Raw genomic sequence first — 19,484 nt, 5'->3', positions numbered from 1 at the left:
CACTGTGGCTAACGACGATTTTTCATGCCCGATTTTCCGCCAAGCCCACGAATATGATAGGTGAAACTTAATATCGCGTAGCGTGTTATTGCATTTGATTGGGATACACGTACCCAAAGATCGTTTACCTGCTGATTGATATTTTTATTGTCGTTAAAAATATCAAATACCGTGAGATTGATTTCGGCATTCCTACGTTTGAACAATTTCTTGCCGATAGAGACATTCCATAACAAACTTGTTGTACTTGCTGAATTCAGAATGCTGCCATTGTATAGGTAGTTGAACGTTGAATTGAGTGTCCATGTTTTTAACAAGGTCAATGCAATGGAATTGCCAATGGTATGTTTATAGACCGAATAATTCGATTTCTCGCTTGCTGAGTTCTTGGAGAAGGCAATGTTTCCATTATAATCCAATCCAATGATAACGTCTTTACTGAATGCTGTATTGACGCCGACGCGTTGACTCAGGCCGTAGGTTTGCGCATTGACCTTTTCGAGATTCAATAAGGTGTAATTCTGGTTGAAATAGAGGTTATTGTTTAGGTTGAAATTAAGTTTCAATGGTTCAAAGCGGTATCCAAGGCTATTTTGCCATTTGAGGTTATAGACTCCATTGAAATTTTCGGGTCTGATATATTGCCCCCCTGGCCCGAGTACAACATCCTCGGTGATCGTAAAGGCTGAATCTGTGGTGAAAATGGTATTGGAGATTTTATGTTCAATAAAATCTGCAGTAAAGTCGGAGGTGAAGCTTCTGCCCGAGCCTTTATTGATTGATCTAAATTGTACCACAAGGTTGTGGTCATATTCTTGCTTAAGATCCGGATTCCCCGAGCTAATGCGTAGTGGATTTTGATTGTCTGTAAAATCTTGCAATTGCTCGATAGAAGGGGTATTTGTCTTTGCATTATACCGAAACTCAATCCGCGTGTCTTTATTGAAATTATACTGGAAGTTTAGATTGGGCAGCAGACTATTGAAGTGGCTTTTTGTTGTCAGCGTATTGGGAAATAATTTATCATTGACCTGTGAAGCCGTCTGATAATCTAAGCCAATCTGAAATCTTATACTGTCTTTTTTGTTAAATAAGTAGGAGATCCCACCGCTATGGTAAACAAAATCATTACGGAATTCATTGGAAAGACGGTTTTTTAATTCACCCAGCTGGCCTGTTTCGGCCAGAAATTCATAGGTCTTGCGGTCCGAATAGCGTGCCGTATTCCGAAAAGTATAATTCCCTTGCAACCGGGAATACTTACCGAGCATCTCGGTATAGGCTACCTTTGAGCGAAAGCCATTATTATCGCCAATGGAGTAATTCCTATTGTTGACGGTATCGACGCGGTTAAATACACCATCTTTATAATAAGAGTTTAGTGCAAAATTTGTTGCATGGCTCTTGTTACTGCTAAATGAACCATTGAAATTAAAACTGATCGTGCGCCCCGGTTTGTTGAGTCTCCGCATGTAAGTGAGATCTCCTCCCCAGTTGAAATTTTCTCCAAAACTGTTATTTCTACGATCTGAACTATTAAGCATCTCTGTAAGATTTAATAACGTATTGCCTTTAGAGCTGCTGTTCCTGTCGTTACTCTGATAGGAAAAATTAGGCTGAAAGTCCAGTTTTTGAATAGAATCTATCTTCCAGTTTGCGCGGATAGAGAATGCATGATTGTTGCTGTAGGTGCTATTTAATTGATCCTGATTGTTGATTTGGTTGGCCCGGTTGCCTGCCGTATATTCTGTTTTACTTTGGCTGAGGATATTATTGTCCGTATAATTGTACGTGTAATTCGCATTGAAATCCATCCGGTCATCGAAAAAACGATCCAAGTAGTTGAACCCGGCGTTGAAGCGGGTCGTCACCCCTTGTCCGGTACGTCCTCTTGTGTTTCCGCGTGGAGCAAAACCATTGGGTTGGTTGACGTTGTTGGTATTTATATCGATAGCATACTGGCGCTTGGGGTTCATTTTGGTCACCTGGGTATTTATGGCATATTTCTGATCGGGACCTACTCCCCCAGAGAGCTTGCCAAAATATGATTTTCTTTTATCAGGCTTGGTGACGATATTGATCACTTTCATACGTTTTCCGTCGTCAAAACCACTAAATTTGGCCTGCTCGGTTTTGTCATCGATAATCTGGATTTTAGCAATAACATCGGCCGGAAGGTTTTTTAAGGCAACCTTTGGATCGGTGCTAAAAAACTCCCTACCATCAATAATAATCTTATTGACAGGTTCTCCCTGAGCTTTTAGGTTGCCATCTTCATCAATTTCAACACCAGGTATCTGTTTCACCAATTCGTCAGCATCTGCAAAATCTTGTGTGACATATTTCTTGGTGTCAAATTCAAGTGTATCCCCTTTAACCTGTATACTGCTCGAAGAAATGTTAATTTCGTCCAGCACAATCTCGGCATTAGTGAGTTTAAACGTTAGATCGATTGTTTGGCCGATTAGCTTTACACGCCGAAGATCCATGCTGTAGCCCATCGGCTGTGTACTGACTAGATAATCTCCATTGGGAAGTGTACTGCTGCTGAACCTACCCAAAATATCTGTAGGGACCTGTACTTTAATGGAATCTTTTACCGCGATAATGGTGATGCTTGCACCTCTGATAGGCTGCGAAGTCGTATTATCGAGCAACTTGCCCGTAATATACTGCTGGGCTTGCGCGTTCGTCCCCAATAATAAGCAGATAGAAAAGAACAAAATGGTCCAAAGTTTGGTCTTCATCGGTCGAGGTACAAATGTGTTTTAATGTGTTGTTGACGGTTATATAATTTTATATCCCAAAAATATGGCACTATTTGTTACGAATTATTATCATTTTAGTTACAATAACCCCAAGTGAATGGAAAGATTAGATATATTTGCAGTAGAATTAAAAATCAACTGAACAAAACCGTGTAGAGATGTAGTGATATACGGGTATAGATAAAAAAAAATAAAAGATGAAAGAAAGTGTTTTGAGTAGAAAAGAGCGTATTATGAAAGAAGCATTGTTGCTTTTCTCAGATCAAGGCTATACAAATACCTCTACCAAAACGATTGCCCAAAATGCAGGGGTCTCCGAAGCATTAATCTTTAAACATTTTGGGAATAAAGATGCACTACTGGTCTATTTAATTAAATCAGGCTACCGAAAAGTTCTTACACATCACCGTGGAATGATGACCTATCGTGAACCAAAGGAATTCCTGCGTACCATGATCAATCTCCCAGGCAAGCTGGTCAGTGCAGAACCCATATTCTGGAGGTTGCAGGAGCGTTTGTCGCATCACCCTTTTTCCAAACAGCAGCACGAACAATTTATGAAGCCGGTTCAACCCATTATTCACCGTGCTTTTAAAGAGCTGGGTTATGAGAGTCCTGAATTTGAAACCGAATTCTTATTGCTGATCATAGATACTCTGTGGAAAAAAGAAGCCATTGGAGAACTCGAGAATACCATAGAGTTGGCACTCTTTCTAGAGAAAAAGTATAACCTGATTTAGATTATATTATAAGGCTAAGTTATAGACTTTTTCTAAAAACCGTTTCCTTACTAAAGTTCTTTCTGTCTGGTCAAACCGGCTATCGTGGGCTACAATTATTGGCACAGAGCTGTTTTTCAAGAGGTATCACTTCTTTTGCATATTTACTGTTTTATCGCTTCCTCAAATTTGTATGCGTCATTTTTCTGCTTTGTAACCTAACGGAATGCTGTTTTGTGCGTTTTTATATGAAATTGTTGCAAAAACAATTTCATATTGTCCGAAATAATAACGTTCTTAGTATTTCTATTTTAAATACATTATACAAACTAATTTATGTTCAAAAAACTCGGTCTGGGAATATTGGCATTAGTCGGCACAATTTCTTTTTTGAAAGCTCAGGACAAAAAAGATTTTGTGAAATACATCAACTCTCAGCATGAATGGGTAGATGCGGTATTCAATACCTTGACGCCAAAAGAAAAAGTCGCTCAGTTATTTTTGGTTAGAGCACATACAAATCTAGGTCAGAAGTATATTGACTCGGTCGCTCAGGTGATACAAGACGAACATTTGGGTGGTCTAGTTGTTTTTCAGGGCGGTCCCGTACGTCATGTCGACATGTTCAATCGCTATCAATCCCTGTCAAAGGTACCATTGATGATGACTTTTGACGGCGAGTGGGGATTAGGTATGCGTATGCCGGATTCAACCTTGTCGTTCCCATATCAGATGACATTAGGAGCCGTTCAAGATAATCAGTTGATTTATCGCATGGGTCGTGAAGTGGCCTTAGATTTCCAACGTATAGGTATGCATTTCAATTTTGCACCCGATGTGGATATCAACAATAACCCTAAAAATCCGGTGATCGGTATCCGCTCCTTTGGTGATAATAAATATAATGTAACCCAGAAAGCAAAAGCGTATATGGACGGTATGGTGGATGGCGGTATATTGGCTTCCATCAAACACTTCCCGGGACATGGAGATACAGATGTGGATTCACATTATGATCTGCCGCAACTTCCTTTTGATAAAAAACGCTTGGATACCCTGGAAATGTATCCGTTCAAAGAACTTATCAAAGCCGGAGCTCCTGCTGTCATGGTGGCACACATGAACATCCCGAGTTTAGATGATACCCCTAATATGCCATCTTCGATTTCCAAAAAGGTCGTTACCGATCTTTTACGCAACGAACTTGGCTTTAAAGGGCTAACAGTCACTGACGCCATGGACATGAAAGGTGTAAAGAAGTTTTTCCCAAATGGAGAGGCCGATGTACAGGCTATCATTGCAGGGCATGATTTACTTGAAGTGTCGGAAAACAGCAAACGTGCGATCGATTTGATATTAAAAGCGATCGAAGAGGGACGTATCGCGCAGTCCGATATTGATGCACGTGTTAAAAGAGTGCTGGCTGCTAAATTATGGCTTGGTTTGGACAAATATCAAGCAACTGCACAGCAAAATCTATACAATGATTTACATCGTGCATCTGCGGTTCAGCTCATTGACGAACTGTCAAATGCAGCGATCACTGCATTGAACTCTACCGAAAAATTAAAATCATTCAAAAAGGATTTACCTACTGCTATTATCAATATCGGAATTACGGCTAATCAGACTTTTCAGAATGAATTAGCGGGTGCGCTGACCAATAAAACACAGTATTTCGTCACAGACAGCATGAGTAAGGATGATATCAAGCGTATTACCAAAGAAATCAAGAAAAATAAACAATTTATTATCGCTGTGCATGACACGAGACTTCGTCCGCGTCCGACCATGGTATTGAATAAAGATGTTCAGGGCTTGATGAAGAAATTTGCAAAAAAATCGATCTTGACCTTATTTACCAATGCTTATGCTTTGGATGGTTTCGAAGCAACGAAAAAAGCAAAGACAATTTTGCTGGCTTATCAAAATGATGCCTTCATGCAGAAAGCAGCAGTAAAAACGATTTTGGGGCAAAATACGCCGAAAGGAAAACTTCCAGTTACGATCAACAAAAAATTTAAATACGGACAGGGGAAATAACGTATTATAAAATCACACAAACAGGATGCCTCTTCCGAAAATGGTCCCATTGCATTAGCAAAGCCATTTAGGAAGAGGCATTTTTTAAACCTTTAAATTTCTTCGTTAGCACTCCTGCTATCTGACGGCTTACTTTCATTTTTCATGCGATCAATAGCTGTAACGACATATTTATACTGTTGATGCTGCTTGATATCGTCATCGGTATATTGAAGCTTATCGCCATCAAAGGTGATAAAGATGATTTTTCCAGGATCCTTAATGTTCACTTTTTCATCGAGGTTGAACCGATAGATCACATAGCCATAAGCAGACTCCCCATCAGTGGCCACATCTGGTTTTTGCCAAAATAAGGTGTTCATTTTAGCATTGGCCGAATTTTTAACCAGAAGACCGAAAGGGGCATTGGGTGGGATACTATCTAGCCACGGCATTGTGGGGGGGAGAGCTGGTGTGCGATACAGATCATTTCGCATGGAATCCTGCAGTCCAACAAGATTGTCCGTGAGTGATTTGGAACTGAAATAAATACTTCCCTCCACATCGTGCTCCTCTCTTAAGTGGCGTACCTGTCTGGGAATTTGACTGCGGTCTGTCCAGCCGATTTTATTTTCTGTAACACGATAAGCCCCATGCCCCACATAAAAGTGACGGCCATAGGTGTGTTTCTGCCACCAGTCAACTAAGATCTCATATGCTGCAGCGCGATTTTTGAAAGGAAAGTAGATCTGGGGATTGATGTAGTCTATCCAACCTTCCTGCATCCATTTTACACCATCAGCATATAGTTCCCGGTAAGCACTCAGACCACGGGTATCTGAGCCAGCGGTATTATTTTCTTTGTTGTCCCATACGCCACAGGGGCTAATGCCATATTTTACATAAGGTTTTATCTTTTTGATGGCAACACCAAGATCGTGTACCAGTACGTTGACATTGTTGCGTCGCCAGTCGTCAATTTTCTCGATCCCGTTGTTATATTGACCAAAGGTAATCTGATCCGGTACCGGTGTATTTCTGCTATCAGGATAGGGGTAAAAATAATCATCGAAATGAATACCATCTACATCGTAGTTTTTGACCACATCCATTATCACATCAATAATATATTTACGAACTTCCGGAATACCTGGGTTGAAAAGCTTCTTGCCAGCATAGGTGAAGAACCATTCTGGGTGGCGCTTGGTAATATGGTCATCCGAAAAATGGGCCGGATTTAATGTTGTCGAAGCACGATACGGATTGAACCAGGCATGTAGTTCCATGCCTCTTTTGTGTGCCTCGGTGATCGCAAATTCCAGGGGGTCATAAAATGGTGACGGAGGCAGGCCTTGTTTTCCGGTCAGGTATCTACTCCAGGGTTCTCTGCCCTTTGCATAGAAAGCATCGGCAGCAGGACGCACCTGCAAAATAATTGCATTCAGCCCCGCGCTGCGGTGCTGGTCCAGTAAATCAATAAACTCCTGTTTTTGCAGTGCGACATTATTGCCCGCTTTGACAGAGGGCCAGTCTATATTACCTATGGTTGCAACCCACACTCCACGAAACTCCCGCTTAGGTAGTTGTTGGGAATACGTTCTAATCGAAAATAAACAGATAACAATGGTAAAAAAAGAATATAAATATGTTTTTTCCGTCATTCTATAAATTATAGCCAACAAAGATAGGGAAGCATTTCTTACTTTTTCCCTAAAAAATGTAAGATGTTTGTTGGATACTTGTTAAAAGAACCTGAGCTTGGTTTTCAAATTGATAATAATGCAAATACAGGTAACATTGTACTTTATTTGTGCTAATTTAGATGCGGTTTTCACAAAAGCAATGGCTTGATCAGCTAACCGCAATAAAAAAGATTATGAGCAAAGAACAAATATCCGTTTTTGACATGTTTAAGATTGGTATCGGCCCCTCGAGTTCGCATACCTTAGGACCTTGGCGCGCTGCCCAGCAATTTACCGCTGTGCTCAAGTCAAAAGGCCTATTACATGAAGTCGAACAAGTCAAAATTCTGCTATATGGTTCTTTGGCCAAAACCGGTGCCGGGCACGGTACTGATATTGCCGTTCTACTGGGGCTAAGTGGAGATGATCCGGTCACCTTTGATGTCAATAGAGTGACACCCAAAGTCGAGCATATCAAGGCTGTCGGCGAACTCGAAGTCGCTGGCGAACGAATGATCCCATTTTCCTACCAGGAAGATTTATTGTTTTTATATGCCGAAAGCTTGCCTTTCCATCCCAATGCCGTTACCTTTCAGGCCTTCCTATCAAATGGAAAGGCAATTACCGAAACTTATTATTCTATAGGTGGCGGTTTTGTGGTGCAGGAAAATGATACGGAAAGTGTCCTGTCTGAAGTAGATCTTCCATTCCCTGTCGATACTGCACACGAACTCTTGCATTGGACGATGAAAACGGGGCTGAAAATCTCCGAGCTGGTCCTTGAAAATGAATGTGCATGGCGTGAAGAAAGTGAAACCGTAGCAGGTGTATTGAATATTTATAATACAATCCATGAATGTATTTACCGGGGCTGTCACACCGGAGGGACATTGCCTGGGGGGCTAAACGTTGAACGTAGAGCAGCCAAGCTAAATAAGAAATTAATGCAGGGACGCAGTTATCAAGATTATGAGTCCTGGGTAGCGGCCATTCGTGAGGGCGGCCAAAACTTTCAATATATTCTTGATTGGGTAAGTTGTTTTGCACTTGCCGTAAATGAGGAGAACGCCTCTTTCGGACGTGTGGTTACAGCGCCTACCAATGGAGCTTCGGGCGTTATCCCGGCTGTATTGCAATATTATATTACTTTCCACGACGGTATGCGTGAGAATAGAATTATCCAATTTATTCTTACGGCATCTGAAATCGGTTCAATATTTAAGAAAAATGCAACGATCTCTGCTGCAATGGGTGGCTGTCAGGCAGAAATTGGCGTTTCATCAGCGATGGCTGCCGGTGCGCTGACAGAAGTGTTGGGTGGATCGCAGCGCCAGGTTCTGATGGCTGCCGAGATAGCGATGGAACATCATCTTGGATTAACATGTGATCCAATTGGTGGGTTGGTTCAGATTCCTTGTATTGAGCGTAATACAATGGGAGCCATTAAGGCAATTACTGCTGCGCAATTAGCACTGCAATCGAACCCAGATAAGGCAAAAGTGAGCCTGGATACTGTGGTTAAAACTATGTGGGAGACCGCTTTGGATATGAATGCTAAATATAAAGAAACAGCAGACGGTGGACTTGCCGTCAATATTCCATTGAGTTTGCCGGAATGTTAATGACTGTCTGAGTTTTCTTGTTTTTCGTATCTTTGCCGCGGTAAAATAGATATATTCTTATAAATAGCGTAAACGAATGAAATATTGTGCAATCGCCTCCGGAAGTAATGGAAACTGTTATTATGTCGCTAAAGATGATTCGGCTATTTTGATAGATGCTGGAATCAACAGCAAACATATACACCTTCGGATGTACAATCTGGGGCTTTTACCGACTCAGATCAAAGCAATTTTCATTACCCATGAACATTCTGATCATATCAGAGGCCTATCAGTATTTGCCAAAAAATATAATCTACCGGTTTATATCACCAAGGGGAGTTACGATGGTACCCGATTGCATTTGCCAGCTCATTTGGTTCATATCATAAGTCACGATGAAGTCGTTGAAATCGGAGGGCTCAAAGTTTACGGTATTCCCAAATATCACGATGCCAAAGAACCCTGTAGTTTCCTTGTTTCAGATGGAACATACAATATTGGTGTACTTACAGATATTGGGCGACCTTGCGAAAATGTGCAGCATGTTATTCAACATTCGGATGTATTGCTCCTGGAATCAAATTATGATGAGGAGATGTTGCGTACAGGACGCTATTCGTATTTTCTGAAAAATCGGATCAGCAGTGGTTGGGGACACCTTTCAAATCGTGTTGCCGTCGAACTGTTTAACGCCTATAAAACAGATCGCCTTAAACATCTTATTCTAACTCACCTCTCCGGCGAAAATAATACGGTCGATCTGGTTCAGCAGACTTTCGAACCACACTGCGAACGTATCCAGCTTCATGTAGCGACACGTTACCAGGAAACGGAATTATTCGACCTGAAACTTGTGCTAGAGAATCCTGTAACATCCTTTTCAATCCCTTCCGCACTCTCTTCCTAGCGTAAAACGCACTTTTTGTTCGCTGTATTTCTTCAGTTAAAGCGTAAGAATACTGTAAAATAAAAAAATTAGTTGATTTAAAAAGATTTCCTGTTATATTTGCTTTGTTTTTAATCAGTCTAAATAACACCTTGTGTGCTTATTTGGACAAAAAGAAACAAAAACACCATGTAATAGACGGCAATCTATCACATGGCGTAAATCTACACACAGCGGCAACTGGATGTAGATGACTGAAACAGCACGCTGTGTCAGTTACTCCCGATATACGATATGGAAGAACTTGCAAGATAACGAATTTTATTGTTTATTCGTTGTAGAGCTCGCTTAAACCAGCAAATTCTCCCATAATAAGTTGAAGAAAACTAAACATCAATCAACATATTATGAAAATTTTAATTTCATTTTTTACATTTCTTGCGGTATTACTGTGTAGTCATACCGGTCATGCACATGCCCTTTGGATTGAATCATCTTCTTATGGGACGTTAAACCAATCCCATGAAGTCAAGGTATATTACGGTGAGTTTGCAACGAATGAAAGAGATCAGGTCGACAAATGGTATTCCGACGTGAAGGACTTCTCATTAATGTTGCATGCCCCGGGAAAGGAACCCGTCAAGCTTCAGTTGACGAATAAAGGCGATCACTTTAGCGGTTCATTTCAACCTACAGCAGCAGGAACCTATTTCCTATCTATTGTTAAAGCACCTAAAGATCTCGGCGGCAAAACGAAGTATGAATTTTCTTCCTTAGTACCTGTTGTCGTAGGAAAGTCTGCAACACTTGATTATAAAGGCGTAAAAAATCCATTGCAGATTGAGTTGCTTGGTGCCACCAACGCAAAAAAAGGCCAAAGTTTACAGGCAAAGATTACCAGTTTGGGTAAAACTGTTCCCCATGCCAAAGTTTCTGTTTTTTCGGCTACTGGTTGGGGGAAAGAGTTTGTTGCGGACGAGAATGGCATACTGAAATTTGATGCAATCTGGTCAGGTCCATACGTTTTGGAAGCAAGTACGTTTGCTGAGACAGCAGGTGAACATGAAGGAAAACCCTATGCTTCGGCATGGCAGGGAAGTACAACTTTCATTACCATCAAATAACTGCAGATACAGCGCAGACAAAATAATAAAGGGTCCATCTGAAACGATGGAAACACCAATGGATCCTTGCAAAAAAAGAATATCTAAGAAATATCTACTATAAAAAACATCTACCATACTACATTCATGAATAAAACTTTATCCTTTCTGGCTATTCCTATGATTAGTTCGGTTTTTTCTGTTGCACAGGCACAGACGAACAAAATAATTGAAGGAATTCTTATCAATGAAAAATCTGAACCGATCACAGGGGCGACAGTAAAATTAACCAATACGGGTGTGACCACCAGCACAGATAGTGAGGGGCATTTCGCTTTTCATAAGCTTTCATCCAAAACCTATCATATCGAGATTAAAGCGATCGGTTACGGCAAGCACACGATGGAAGTGAACGTAAAAGATGAGACGACAAACCTTGGCCCCATCATCTTAAAAGACCAATCGCAAGCTATCGACGAAGTTGCGGTTTATGGTAAATACTATGAGCATTATAAGTTTGACAGTATCTCCGGATCGTTACGTCTTAAAACACCAATCTTAGAGTTGCCTCAAAATATACAGGTTATTTCTTCTGATTTAATGGCCGATCAACAGGTGTTCGATATTGTTGACGGTATTACGCGTAATGTTAGTGGTGCTACACGTCAGGGCCATTGGGACAACCAGTATGCGAATATCCGTATGCGTGGCTCAAAAATCCCGGCATTCCGTAACGGGATGAATATTGAAGCTTCTTGGGGGCCTACAGCCGAAGATGCGAGTATGATCGAGCGGATCGAGTTTGTAAAGGGGCCTGCTGGATTTATGTTAGCCAATGGCGAACCAGGAGGGTTCTATAATGTTGTGACTAAAAAACCGACAGGAAATACCAAGGGATCTGTGACGCTGAATACAGGTAGTTTTAGTACGTATCGTGCTGCTCTTGATTTAGATGGTAAATTGCGGAAAGATGGAAAGCTACTTTACCGTCTGAATGTAGCTGGTCAACAAAAAGACTTTTTTACAAAATATAATTACAGTAATCGGCTTGTCATAGCACCAGTTGTGACCTACAAAGTGGATTCTTTGACGAGTTTAACATTTGAATATACCTACCAAGGATCTTCTTATCTATCCAATGGTAATTATACCTTTTCTCCAAAGGGATTTGCAGATCCAGGTATCTCGAATGATTTCTTCTACGGTGACCCTTCCATGGAACCTGGTAAGCTAAGAGACCATAGTGCTTATATCTACTTGGACCACAAGTTGAATGAAAACTGGAAACTGCATGCTCAGATGGCCTATTTTAATTTTGATATGCAAGCGACGAGTACCTGGTTGAATTATATGAAAGCCAATGGCGATATGCCACGTTATTATAGTATCGGCGACGAGCATGGTGAAAACAGCTTCGGTCAGGTTTCTTTAAATGGGGAGGAATATACTGGAAGCGTTCGTCATCGGATTTTAGTGGGCGCAGATTATGGTAACAAGAAATTTTGGGGTGATTTTAGAACAATCTTAGATTCCATTCCTTCGGCTCCGCTTAATGTCTATGATCCTAAATATGGTATCCCAGGAAGTGTATTCCCAACGTTGGATCGTTCACAGAGTGTAAAGGTGCGCGCAGGAGGAAGCAACTATGTGACTTCGACAAACTACATGTCATTCTATGCACATGATGAGTTGGCATTCTTGGAAGAGAAATTACGTTTATCTCTTGGCTTACGATATACAATTAATGAGACGATAGGTAAAACGGCTGCCGCAGACAGAACTGATAAAGCATTTACCCCGCGGGTAGGTTTAAGCTATTCAATCGACAAGTCCATGAGTGTGTATGGATTATTTGATCAATCGTTTGTTCCTGTTGCTGGTACGGATTGGGAAGGAAATACTTTCAAACCGATCCGTGGAAATGATTTAGAAGCGGGTGTTAAGAAAGAGTGGATGGGTGGAAAATGGATCTCCACATTAAGTGCCTATACCATTGCGCGTAAAAATGCGCTGGTAGCTGACCCCGATCCTAGCCATGTTGTTAATGGTGTATCTTTCCAGACCCAATTGGGAGAGACTAGAAGTAAAGGTATCGAATTCGATGTCACCGGTGAAATTATTAGGGGGTTAAATGTTAATGCAAATTATGCATTGACAGATTCTAAGATCTCAAAAGATACTAAAGAAGAAAATATAGGTAATATCACGCCTAATACTGCAAAACATACTGCTAACGCATTTGTTTCCTATCGTATTCAGGATGGAAAGGCTCGTGGGCTTGGCTTTATGGGGAGTGTTCAGGGAATGTTTGACCGTGCCGTAGGAACAACAAAAGAGAGTAATTTTAAAAATTATCTCCGTACGGACGCGGGTATTAGTTATCAAAAAGGAAAATATAGCATTTCTGTTGTGATCAATAATCTTTTGGACAATCGGAAATTGTTGACTGCCGGATCTATCTCCAAAGCGAGTGCGGCTGTTCAGAAGTTAGGAGGTGTGGATTATTATTCTTATATCGTAGAAGCTAGACGTAATTTCCGTATGGGGGTTACCTATAAGTTTTAAATAAACGATCTCGATAAATTATAGAATCGATGTATAGTACATTACTAGTCGTTATACTCTTTGGAGCATACCTTTTTTACAACACGAGCAAAAAGGTGAAATTTGGCCCTAGGCCACAATGGCTGGAAAAGCTGTGCGCACAAACTAAGTTTGTGCGCACTTTGAGCATGTTGCTGCTGCTCTTTCCATTTGGCACTGTTCTCTATATGCAAGGATTTGGCGCGGGCTTTTTTGCTTTTTTTGCCTATTTCATGTGCATGATGTGTCTTGTGGTCCTATTGAATCCTTATCGCTATTTCAAATTATACCCAATTGTGGGATTGTATGTATTTAGCCTTTGTGTTGAATTATTGATTTCCTAACCGATAAAATATGCCTGCTAATAAAAAATACCTCAGTACGCCCTTTCAGCGATTCCTGAAAATTACAGCCGGATTTATCGGTGGTTATGTTGTCATGATCTCTTTCCACGTCTTGGTCACACATATTTTTGAGAAAAAGGATGTTGTTGTCACGGCTTGCTTCACGGGCTATCTCCTATGGGCAGTACTCTTACTGTTTGCTTTCCTTGCAAAAAACGGATGGAAAATATGGGGGCTATATTTACTCTTGGCTGCAGTTTTTTCGCTGCCTTATTTTTTCAAAATGTAATTGACCATGAATAACCGAAATTATAATATCTATTTCAATACGCATACCATTAGTGGCATTATTATTTGCGCTATCCTTTATGTGATATTTTTTGCGGGATCATTTGCATTTTTTAGGAATGAAATCGCTGCCTGGCAGAATAATACGTCCTATAAGACCTATCGCGAAGATCACCAAAACTTTGATCGTTTGCTCGATTCGCTCAAAGGACAAACAAATTTGCATGGACGCGATATCACGTTTTATATGCACCGGGAAGGAACCTCAGCCTATGTGGGCTTGAGCGCATCTAACGATAGCATCCTCAACAAAGAAAATCTAGCAAAGGTAACTCCAGAACAGAAAGCAGCAAAACAGAAGGGCCGCAGAAGAGGTGGAGATGATGATTCAAAGAACTTTACCTATAATTTTGCAAATAAGAAGTCAGGTGACTATACTCAGAATTACGATATGGGCGAATTTCTGTTCCGCTTACACTTCATGGCTCAGCTCAATCAGGTACCCATTAGGGTAGGTATAGCTCCCTTTGGTTATCTTATTGCTGGAATTACCGCTTTTATTTTCCTATTTGCTCTTATTACAGGACTATTGCTGCATTGGGACAAGATCGTCTCAAATTTCTTCGTGTTCCGACCGTTCAGTAAATGGAAAACGGTATGGACCGACATGCATACGGCATTAGGTGTTATTGGTTTTCCGTTTCAATTTATCTTTGCGGTAACAGGCACGTTTTTGATCATTAATTCTGTCCTGGCTTTGCCGCTGAGCAAGTTGTTGTATGACGGTGATCAACAAAAAATGTATCAGGAGATGGGGGTTAGTGCCGAGACCGATTTTCCTTATACCTACAAACCTTTAAAGGCAGACATTAAGATTGCTCCATTTTTGGATCTGGCAAAATATAAATGGCCTGAATCCGAGTTTCAGCGCATTACGATCAAAAACTATGCAGATTCCAATATGCATGTTGTCATGGAGCTGGAGCCGCAGTTTAACAAGAGCTTTGCTGGATCGGGTATATTGTCTGTGAGAGCTATCGACAATAAAATTGTGGCCGAAAAATCCCCGATCAGTGATGCTACCTATGCCGATGGTGTCCGCAGTCTTTTATACCGTCTGCATTATGGTGATTATGGTGGCTATCCGCTTAAGATGGTATACTTTATTTTAGGTGTCATGGGCTGTTTGGTCATTATCTCAGGTATATTGATCTGGTTGGTAGCACGTGACAAAAACAATGTAATTCCACGAAAACGGAAATTCAATTTCTGGGCGGCAAATATATTCACAGCAATATGTCTGACCATGCTACCTGTTACAGCGCTGACTTTCATTGCCATTAAATTGAGTCCAGAGGTTAATCAGGACTTGATATACCGCGTGTATTTTTACAGCTGGCTTGTACTTTCACTGTATTATATTATACGGAGAAGCATTCGACGCACCAATCGCGAAACATTGCTGGTTGGAAGCATCTTGGCATTTTTTATTCCACTTGTCAATGGTTTTATAACCGGCAACTGGATCTGGGATACATTTCGCAATGGACAGCGTGATATTTTTGTCGTAGACTTTTTATGGCTTATGATCGGTATCATCGGTATAATCGCCTATAACAAGACTAAAAAATTCTTTGAGACTATTCGTTAACAAAGATTCTTTTCTCTCTGCGAAGTAAGTACACTTCGTTTTTTAATTCCAAGGGCGCTCACAAGGTGCCCTTGGAACGTTTATAGGGTAAGGCTTAGGAAAAATCTTTGATGCCATGTTGATCCTTGATGGAAAAGTGGTAATTTTTCCAAAGAAGGTCCCAATGATATTTCTCCTCCCATTCAGGCCGATGATGTTGATGAAATAGACTGGGATTGATTTATTTGGAGTACGGCTTTCTTAGCGTACGGCTTTGAAAAATCGCCCAAGGCGCATCAGATCCTGTGCCGTCTTTTCGTTCCAGTCCACGGCATAGTTGAGCCGAATACAATTCTTAAACTGATCGTGCTGTGTAAACATCCTTCCTGGAGCAAAACTCAACTTTTGCCTTAGGGCATAATCGTAGAGCATCGTTGAATCAATTTTAGCATCCAATTCTAGCCAAAGTACAAACCCACCCTCAGGCTGTGACATTTTTGTGTTTTCCGGAAAATGGGCCTCAATACTGTTTCTGAAATTGACATAATTGCTGTACAGTTTTTTTCTGAAGCTATTGAGGTGATGGTCGTACCTGCCGATCTGTAAGAATTTGGAAACCGCCTCTTGATAAATTGCAGGCTGCGAAATCGTCTGTATGAGTTTTTGTTTTAGGATCTTATCCTTGTATTGTCCGGGCTCAACCCATCCGAGCCGAAAACTTGGCGCCAATACTTTGGTAAATGATCCACACCACATCACCAGTCCCTCTTCATCAAAATATTTGCATGGCTTGGGCCGTGACGAACCAAAATAGATGTTTCCATACAGATCGTCTTCAATCAATGGAATATGGTGATGGGCGAGCAGTTTGACAAGCTCTTTCTTGTGTTCTTCAGGCATTAGCGCGCCCAATGGATTGCTAAAGTTGGTAACGAAGCAACAGACATCAATTTTATGAATAACTTTTTTCAGGGCATCTAATTCAATTCCCGTAATAGGGTGGGTCGGAATCTCGATGGTTTTGAGCCCCAGTAGTTGAAAGGCCTGAATAAAACCAAAATAAAGAGGGCTTTCCACCGCGATGGTATCGCCAGGCTTAGTTACTGCGCGAAGGCAGCTGTAGATCGCATTCATGGCGCCCGACGTGATAATAAGATCCTCGTCACTTATTTTTCCTTCAAGTACCAATGACCATTTGGCAATTTCTTTCCGCAAGCTTGGACTTCCCTGTACCTGTCCGTATTGATCACCGTAATCATGCAGTTCATGAACCGACTCTATAATGCATCTATTGAGTTTCTGAATCGGAAGTAATGATGCGCTGGGTAAACCCAGTGAAAAGCGTGTAATTTCCTTGTCTTCCAGAGAGTGGAAAACTTTATCGATCAATGCTGCAGGATCTTGTTTCTTTTCGTCGATTTTAAACGTGGAAATAGACGGAATAGCCATCCGACGAAGTCCCGACCGGCTAACGAAATAGCCTGATTTTGGTCGCGATTCAATTAGAGATCTGCTCTCTAATTCCATATAGGCACTTTTTGCTGTATTTAAACTTACATTGTATAGCTTCTGAGCGCTCCGGACAGAGGGCAAACGATCTCCATAGACCAAAGAGCCATTTTTGATCTGATTCTCTACAATATTCGCTATTTTCTTATATAACAGTTGCTGCTCCATCCTTATGCTAATTTACTGTTTCTGTTTTGATTTAACCAGTTGTTATATCGATGGATTCCTTTTCTGAGCAATTCTTCCGAACCAAATAGGTCAATCAACTGGTGCTCGAAGAAGGATTGTACTTTTTCCGTGAATACTTTGGAGAGCGTGTCCGAAATAGGCGCTTCGTAGGTAATTTCGATCGATAACAGATTTTTTTTGCAGATTGTTACGGACGAAAAAGCTGTTAATTGATTACATTGATCGAGTGCCATAAAAGGCATGCCTATCGAGTCTGTATCCAGTTGTTTTTTGTTGAGTATTTCTTTGATAAGCGCTAAATCAGAAAGATCCACTTGTCTGATCAGATACGGTTGATTTGCAGTTGTCGCCATAAGAATAAATCTTTTTGCTAATTTAAGAAGGGTACAGGATGCTGTTTAGGTACAGACTGCTGTTAAAATAAGGGTACAGAAAAAAATAAGATGACCATGAGTTTTTTTAATTTCCATTTGAGATCTTTACACTAGGAAAAGGATATCTCTGGATCCATAAATTATGAACTCGTATGCATAGCTTGTTTCCGTTATTTATCGCGATGATCGCGATCATCGTATTGATCGAAATGTGGGCCACCAAACTACGGATAGCCTATCCCATTCTCTTGGTTCTGGCGGGGCTATTGATCAGTTTTATTCCCACTTTGCCCGTAGTGACAATTGATCCGGATGTCATCTTCCTCATTTTTCTACCACCACTACTCTGCGAGGCCTCTTGGTCTATTTCGTTTAAGGAGATGAAGAAATGGTGGCGTATTATAGGGAGTTTTGCCTTCTTGGTTGTATTCTTTACCGCACTTTCCGTTGCGGTGGTTGCCAATTATTATATACCGGGGTTTACACTAGCGCTGGGTTTTCTATTGGGGGGCATTGTGTCACCGCCGGATGCTGTCAGTACAGGGGCGATTATGAAATTTGTGAAAGTTCCCAAAGCCACTTCTGCTATCTTGGAAGGCGAAAGCCTATTAAATGATGCTTCTTCCTTGATCATTGTACGTTTTGCCCTTATTGCCGTTGGGACAGGGCAATTTGTATGGGGACAAGCTGCGGTATCCTTTATCTGGATGCTTGTCGGTGGTGTGGGTATTGGCCTGTTATTGGGTTGGTTCTTTATACAGGCGCACAAACGCCTGCCGACAGATGCACCGTCGGATATTGCACTTACCTTGATTGAACCCTACTTTATGTATTGGATTGCGGAGCAATTCCATAGTTCAGGTGTGTTGGCTGTTGTTGCTGGAGGTCTTTTGATGTCCGGTCAGCGGTTGACATTTCTCAATAGTACGAGCCGGGTGCGGGGTCTGAGTGTTTGGGAGAGTTTTGTATTTATCTTAAATGGTATTGTATTTTTTATTATTGGATTGGATCTTCCGGAGATTGTTGACGGTCTGCGATCCAATGGAACTTCACTGCGGGAAGCTATAGGGTACGGTCTTTTGGTAACGGCAGTATTGATCCTTGCCCGTATCATCAGCTCGTATGTGGCTATGATTGCTACCCTAATTTTCCGCCCTGCTGTCGCTCCAAGGTCAAGGTCCCCTAAACAGCGTTTTCTAATGCCCCTTTTGTTGGGCTGGACCGGCATGCGCGGGGTTGTATCACTGGCAGCAGCATTGTCCATTCCTGTTGTTATGAACGGTGTGGCTGTTCCGCAGCGAAACCTGATCTTATTTATCACCTTTGTAGTGATCTTATCCACGCTCTTGATACAAGGGCTTACCTTACCCTACTTGATCAAAAGGACCAAACTATTTGAAACTTTTGAAGAAGAGCCCGAAGAGCAGGTTCGTACTCGCATGAAGCAAGGGTTAAAACATCATGTTTACCAATTTCTAAAAGATAAACATGAGAAAGAGCTGCACAATCGCGATGTTATGGACCGTATTTTGAAACATTGGGAGGAAAAGGTGAATGCGGCAGATGATTCCTGGATGAACGAAAAAACGAAAGTGATATTTATGGAGCTTTTGGATGTGCAACGGGAATATCTTCAGAAGCTAAACTGTGAGTCGACCATTGATGAGGGTATTGTTCGTTCGCAGTTATATCAACTAGACTTGGAAGAAGAGCGATTGCGACGGATTTAGCCATTTGGTTGTGTAAAACGACCGACGAGAATAATACTTGTATAACTAAATGC

The 19,484-nt window shown here is 41.2% G+C and carries 14 protein-coding genes; 10 read left to right on the top strand and 4 right to left on the bottom strand.

The genetic code is table 11. The features are described 5' to 3' along the window. Positions 1-8: 8 nt before the first annotated feature. On the bottom strand, positions 9-2,747 hold the full coding sequence (locus M2419_RS18015) for an outer membrane beta-barrel protein (protein ID WP_153844415.1): 2,739 nt from the start codon (positions 2,745-2,747) through the stop codon (positions 9-11). A gap of 218 nt (positions 2,748-2,965) precedes the next feature. Here M2419_RS18015 and M2419_RS18010 point away from each other — a divergent pair, with 218 nt between their 5' ends. Continuing rightward, entirely contained in the window at positions 2,966-3,508 is a 543-nt protein-coding gene (locus M2419_RS18010) for a TetR/AcrR family transcriptional regulator (protein WP_153844414.1), read from the top strand. 315 nt (positions 3,509-3,823) lie between these two features. Further along, entirely contained in the window at positions 3,824-5,530 is a 1,707-nt protein-coding gene (locus M2419_RS18005; RefSeq protein WP_153844413.1) for a glycoside hydrolase family 3 protein, read from the top strand. A gap of 92 nt (positions 5,531-5,622) precedes the next feature. Here the strand turns inward: M2419_RS18005 and M2419_RS18000 are convergent, their stop codons facing one another. After that, positions 5,623-7,170, bottom strand: coding sequence for a glycoside hydrolase family 10 protein (locus M2419_RS18000; RefSeq protein ID WP_259255487.1), 1,548 nt, complete (start codon positions 7,168-7,170; stop codon positions 5,623-5,625). Between the two features lie 215 nt (positions 7,171-7,385). Here M2419_RS18000 and M2419_RS17995 point away from each other — a divergent pair, with 215 nt between their 5' ends. The 7 genes from M2419_RS17995 (at position 7,386) to M2419_RS17965 (ending at position 15,650) form a co-directional block, all read left to right on the top strand. Next, a complete protein-coding gene (locus M2419_RS17995) occupies positions 7,386-8,813 on the top strand; it encodes an L-serine ammonia-lyase (RefSeq protein ID WP_153844411.1) in 1,428 nt (475 codons plus the stop codon). A gap of 76 nt (positions 8,814-8,889) precedes the next feature. Next, positions 8,890-9,702: an MBL fold metallo-hydrolase gene (locus M2419_RS17990; protein ID WP_153844410.1), complete on the top strand. Its 813-nt coding sequence runs from the start codon at positions 8,890-8,892 to the stop codon at positions 9,700-9,702. A gap of 386 nt (positions 9,703-10,088) precedes the next feature. Then, positions 10,089-10,805 carry a DUF4198 domain-containing protein gene (locus M2419_RS17985; RefSeq protein WP_153844409.1) on the top strand — a complete coding sequence of 239 codons (717 nt, stop codon included), beginning with the start codon at positions 10,089-10,091 and terminating at the stop codon, positions 10,803-10,805. A gap of 126 nt (positions 10,806-10,931) precedes the next feature. Then, positions 10,932-13,349, top strand: coding sequence for a TonB-dependent receptor (locus tag M2419_RS17980; RefSeq protein WP_182330635.1), 2,418 nt, complete (start codon positions 10,932-10,934; stop codon positions 13,347-13,349). 29 nt (positions 13,350-13,378) lie between these two features. Then, the gene (locus M2419_RS17975; RefSeq protein ID WP_153844407.1) at positions 13,379-13,711 is read left to right on the top strand and encodes a hypothetical protein; all 333 of its coding nucleotides are present in this window, start codon (positions 13,379-13,381) and stop codon (positions 13,709-13,711) included. Positions 13,712-13,721: 10 nt separating this feature from the next. Next, positions 13,722-14,000 carry a hypothetical protein gene (locus M2419_RS17970; RefSeq protein ID WP_120335131.1) on the top strand — a complete coding sequence of 93 codons (279 nt, stop codon included), beginning with the start codon at positions 13,722-13,724 and terminating at the stop codon, positions 13,998-14,000. A 6-nt stretch (positions 14,001-14,006) separates the two neighbouring features. Continuing rightward, positions 14,007-15,650, top strand: a complete 1,644-nt coding sequence (locus M2419_RS17965; RefSeq protein WP_159727482.1) for a PepSY domain-containing protein — start codon at positions 14,007-14,009, stop codon at positions 15,648-15,650. A gap of 240 nt (positions 15,651-15,890) precedes the next feature. Here the strand turns inward: M2419_RS17965 and M2419_RS17960 are convergent, their stop codons facing one another. Continuing rightward, positions 15,891-17,306: a PLP-dependent aminotransferase family protein gene (locus M2419_RS17960; RefSeq protein WP_153844405.1), complete on the bottom strand. Its 1,416-nt coding sequence runs from the start codon at positions 17,304-17,306 to the stop codon at positions 15,891-15,893. Between the two features lie 2 nt (positions 17,307-17,308). Further along, on the bottom strand, positions 17,309-17,680 hold the full coding sequence (locus M2419_RS17955; protein WP_153844404.1) for a hypothetical protein: 372 nt from the start codon (positions 17,678-17,680) through the stop codon (positions 17,309-17,311). A gap of 173 nt (positions 17,681-17,853) precedes the next feature. Between M2419_RS17955 and M2419_RS17950 the strand changes: the two genes are divergently transcribed. Next, positions 17,854-19,431, top strand: a complete 1,578-nt coding sequence (locus M2419_RS17950; RefSeq protein WP_153844403.1) for a Na+/H+ antiporter — start codon at positions 17,854-17,856, stop codon at positions 19,429-19,431. The last annotated feature ends 53 nt before the right edge of the window (positions 19,432-19,484 follow it).

It is taken from the genome of Sphingobacterium sp. BIGb0116 (genome assembly GCF_024808035.1).
GTDB classification, from domain to species: Bacteria; Bacteroidota; Bacteroidia; order Sphingobacteriales; family Sphingobacteriaceae; genus Sphingobacterium; species Sphingobacterium paramultivorum.
Note: the sequence above shows the minus strand (reverse complement) of the source record. Positions and strands in the feature narration are given on the sequence as shown.

Excerpts from the sequence above, each read along its gene's own strand:
- M2419_RS17980 (WP_182330635.1), top strand. The coding sequence starts at position 10,932 with ATGAATAAAACTTTATCCTTTCTGGCTATTCCTATGATTAGTTCGGTT.
- M2419_RS18015 (WP_153844415.1), bottom strand. The coding sequence starts at position 2,747 with ATGAAGACCAAACTTTGGACCATTTTGTTCTTTTCTATCTGCTTATTA.
- M2419_RS17950 (WP_153844403.1), top strand. The coding sequence starts at position 17,854 with ATGCATAGCTTGTTTCCGTTATTTATCGCGATGATCGCGATCATCGTA.
- M2419_RS17955 (WP_153844404.1), bottom strand. The coding sequence starts at position 17,680 with ATGGCGACAACTGCAAATCAACCGTATCTGATCAGACAAGTGGATCTT.
- M2419_RS18010 (WP_153844414.1), top strand. The coding sequence starts at position 2,966 with ATGAAAGAAAGTGTTTTGAGTAGAAAAGAGCGTATTATGAAAGAAGCA.
- M2419_RS17965 (WP_159727482.1), top strand. The coding sequence starts at position 14,007 with ATGAATAACCGAAATTATAATATCTATTTCAATACGCATACCATTAGT.
- M2419_RS17975 (WP_153844407.1), top strand. The coding sequence starts at position 13,379 with ATGTATAGTACATTACTAGTCGTTATACTCTTTGGAGCATACCTTTTT.
- M2419_RS17960 (WP_153844405.1), bottom strand. The coding sequence starts at position 17,306 with ATGGAGCAGCAACTGTTATATAAGAAAATAGCGAATATTGTAGAGAAT.
- M2419_RS17995 (WP_153844411.1), top strand. The coding sequence starts at position 7,386 with ATGAGCAAAGAACAAATATCCGTTTTTGACATGTTTAAGATTGGTATC.
- M2419_RS17990 (WP_153844410.1), top strand. The coding sequence starts at position 8,890 with ATGAAATATTGTGCAATCGCCTCCGGAAGTAATGGAAACTGTTATTAT.
- M2419_RS18005 (WP_153844413.1), top strand. The coding sequence starts at position 3,824 with ATGTTCAAAAAACTCGGTCTGGGAATATTGGCATTAGTCGGCACAATT.
- M2419_RS17970 (WP_120335131.1), top strand. The coding sequence starts at position 13,722 with ATGCCTGCTAATAAAAAATACCTCAGTACGCCCTTTCAGCGATTCCTG.
- M2419_RS17985 (WP_153844409.1), top strand. The coding sequence starts at position 10,089 with ATGAAAATTTTAATTTCATTTTTTACATTTCTTGCGGTATTACTGTGT.
- M2419_RS18000 (WP_259255487.1), bottom strand. The coding sequence starts at position 7,170 with ATGACGGAAAAAACATATTTATATTCTTTTTTTACCATTGTTATCTGT.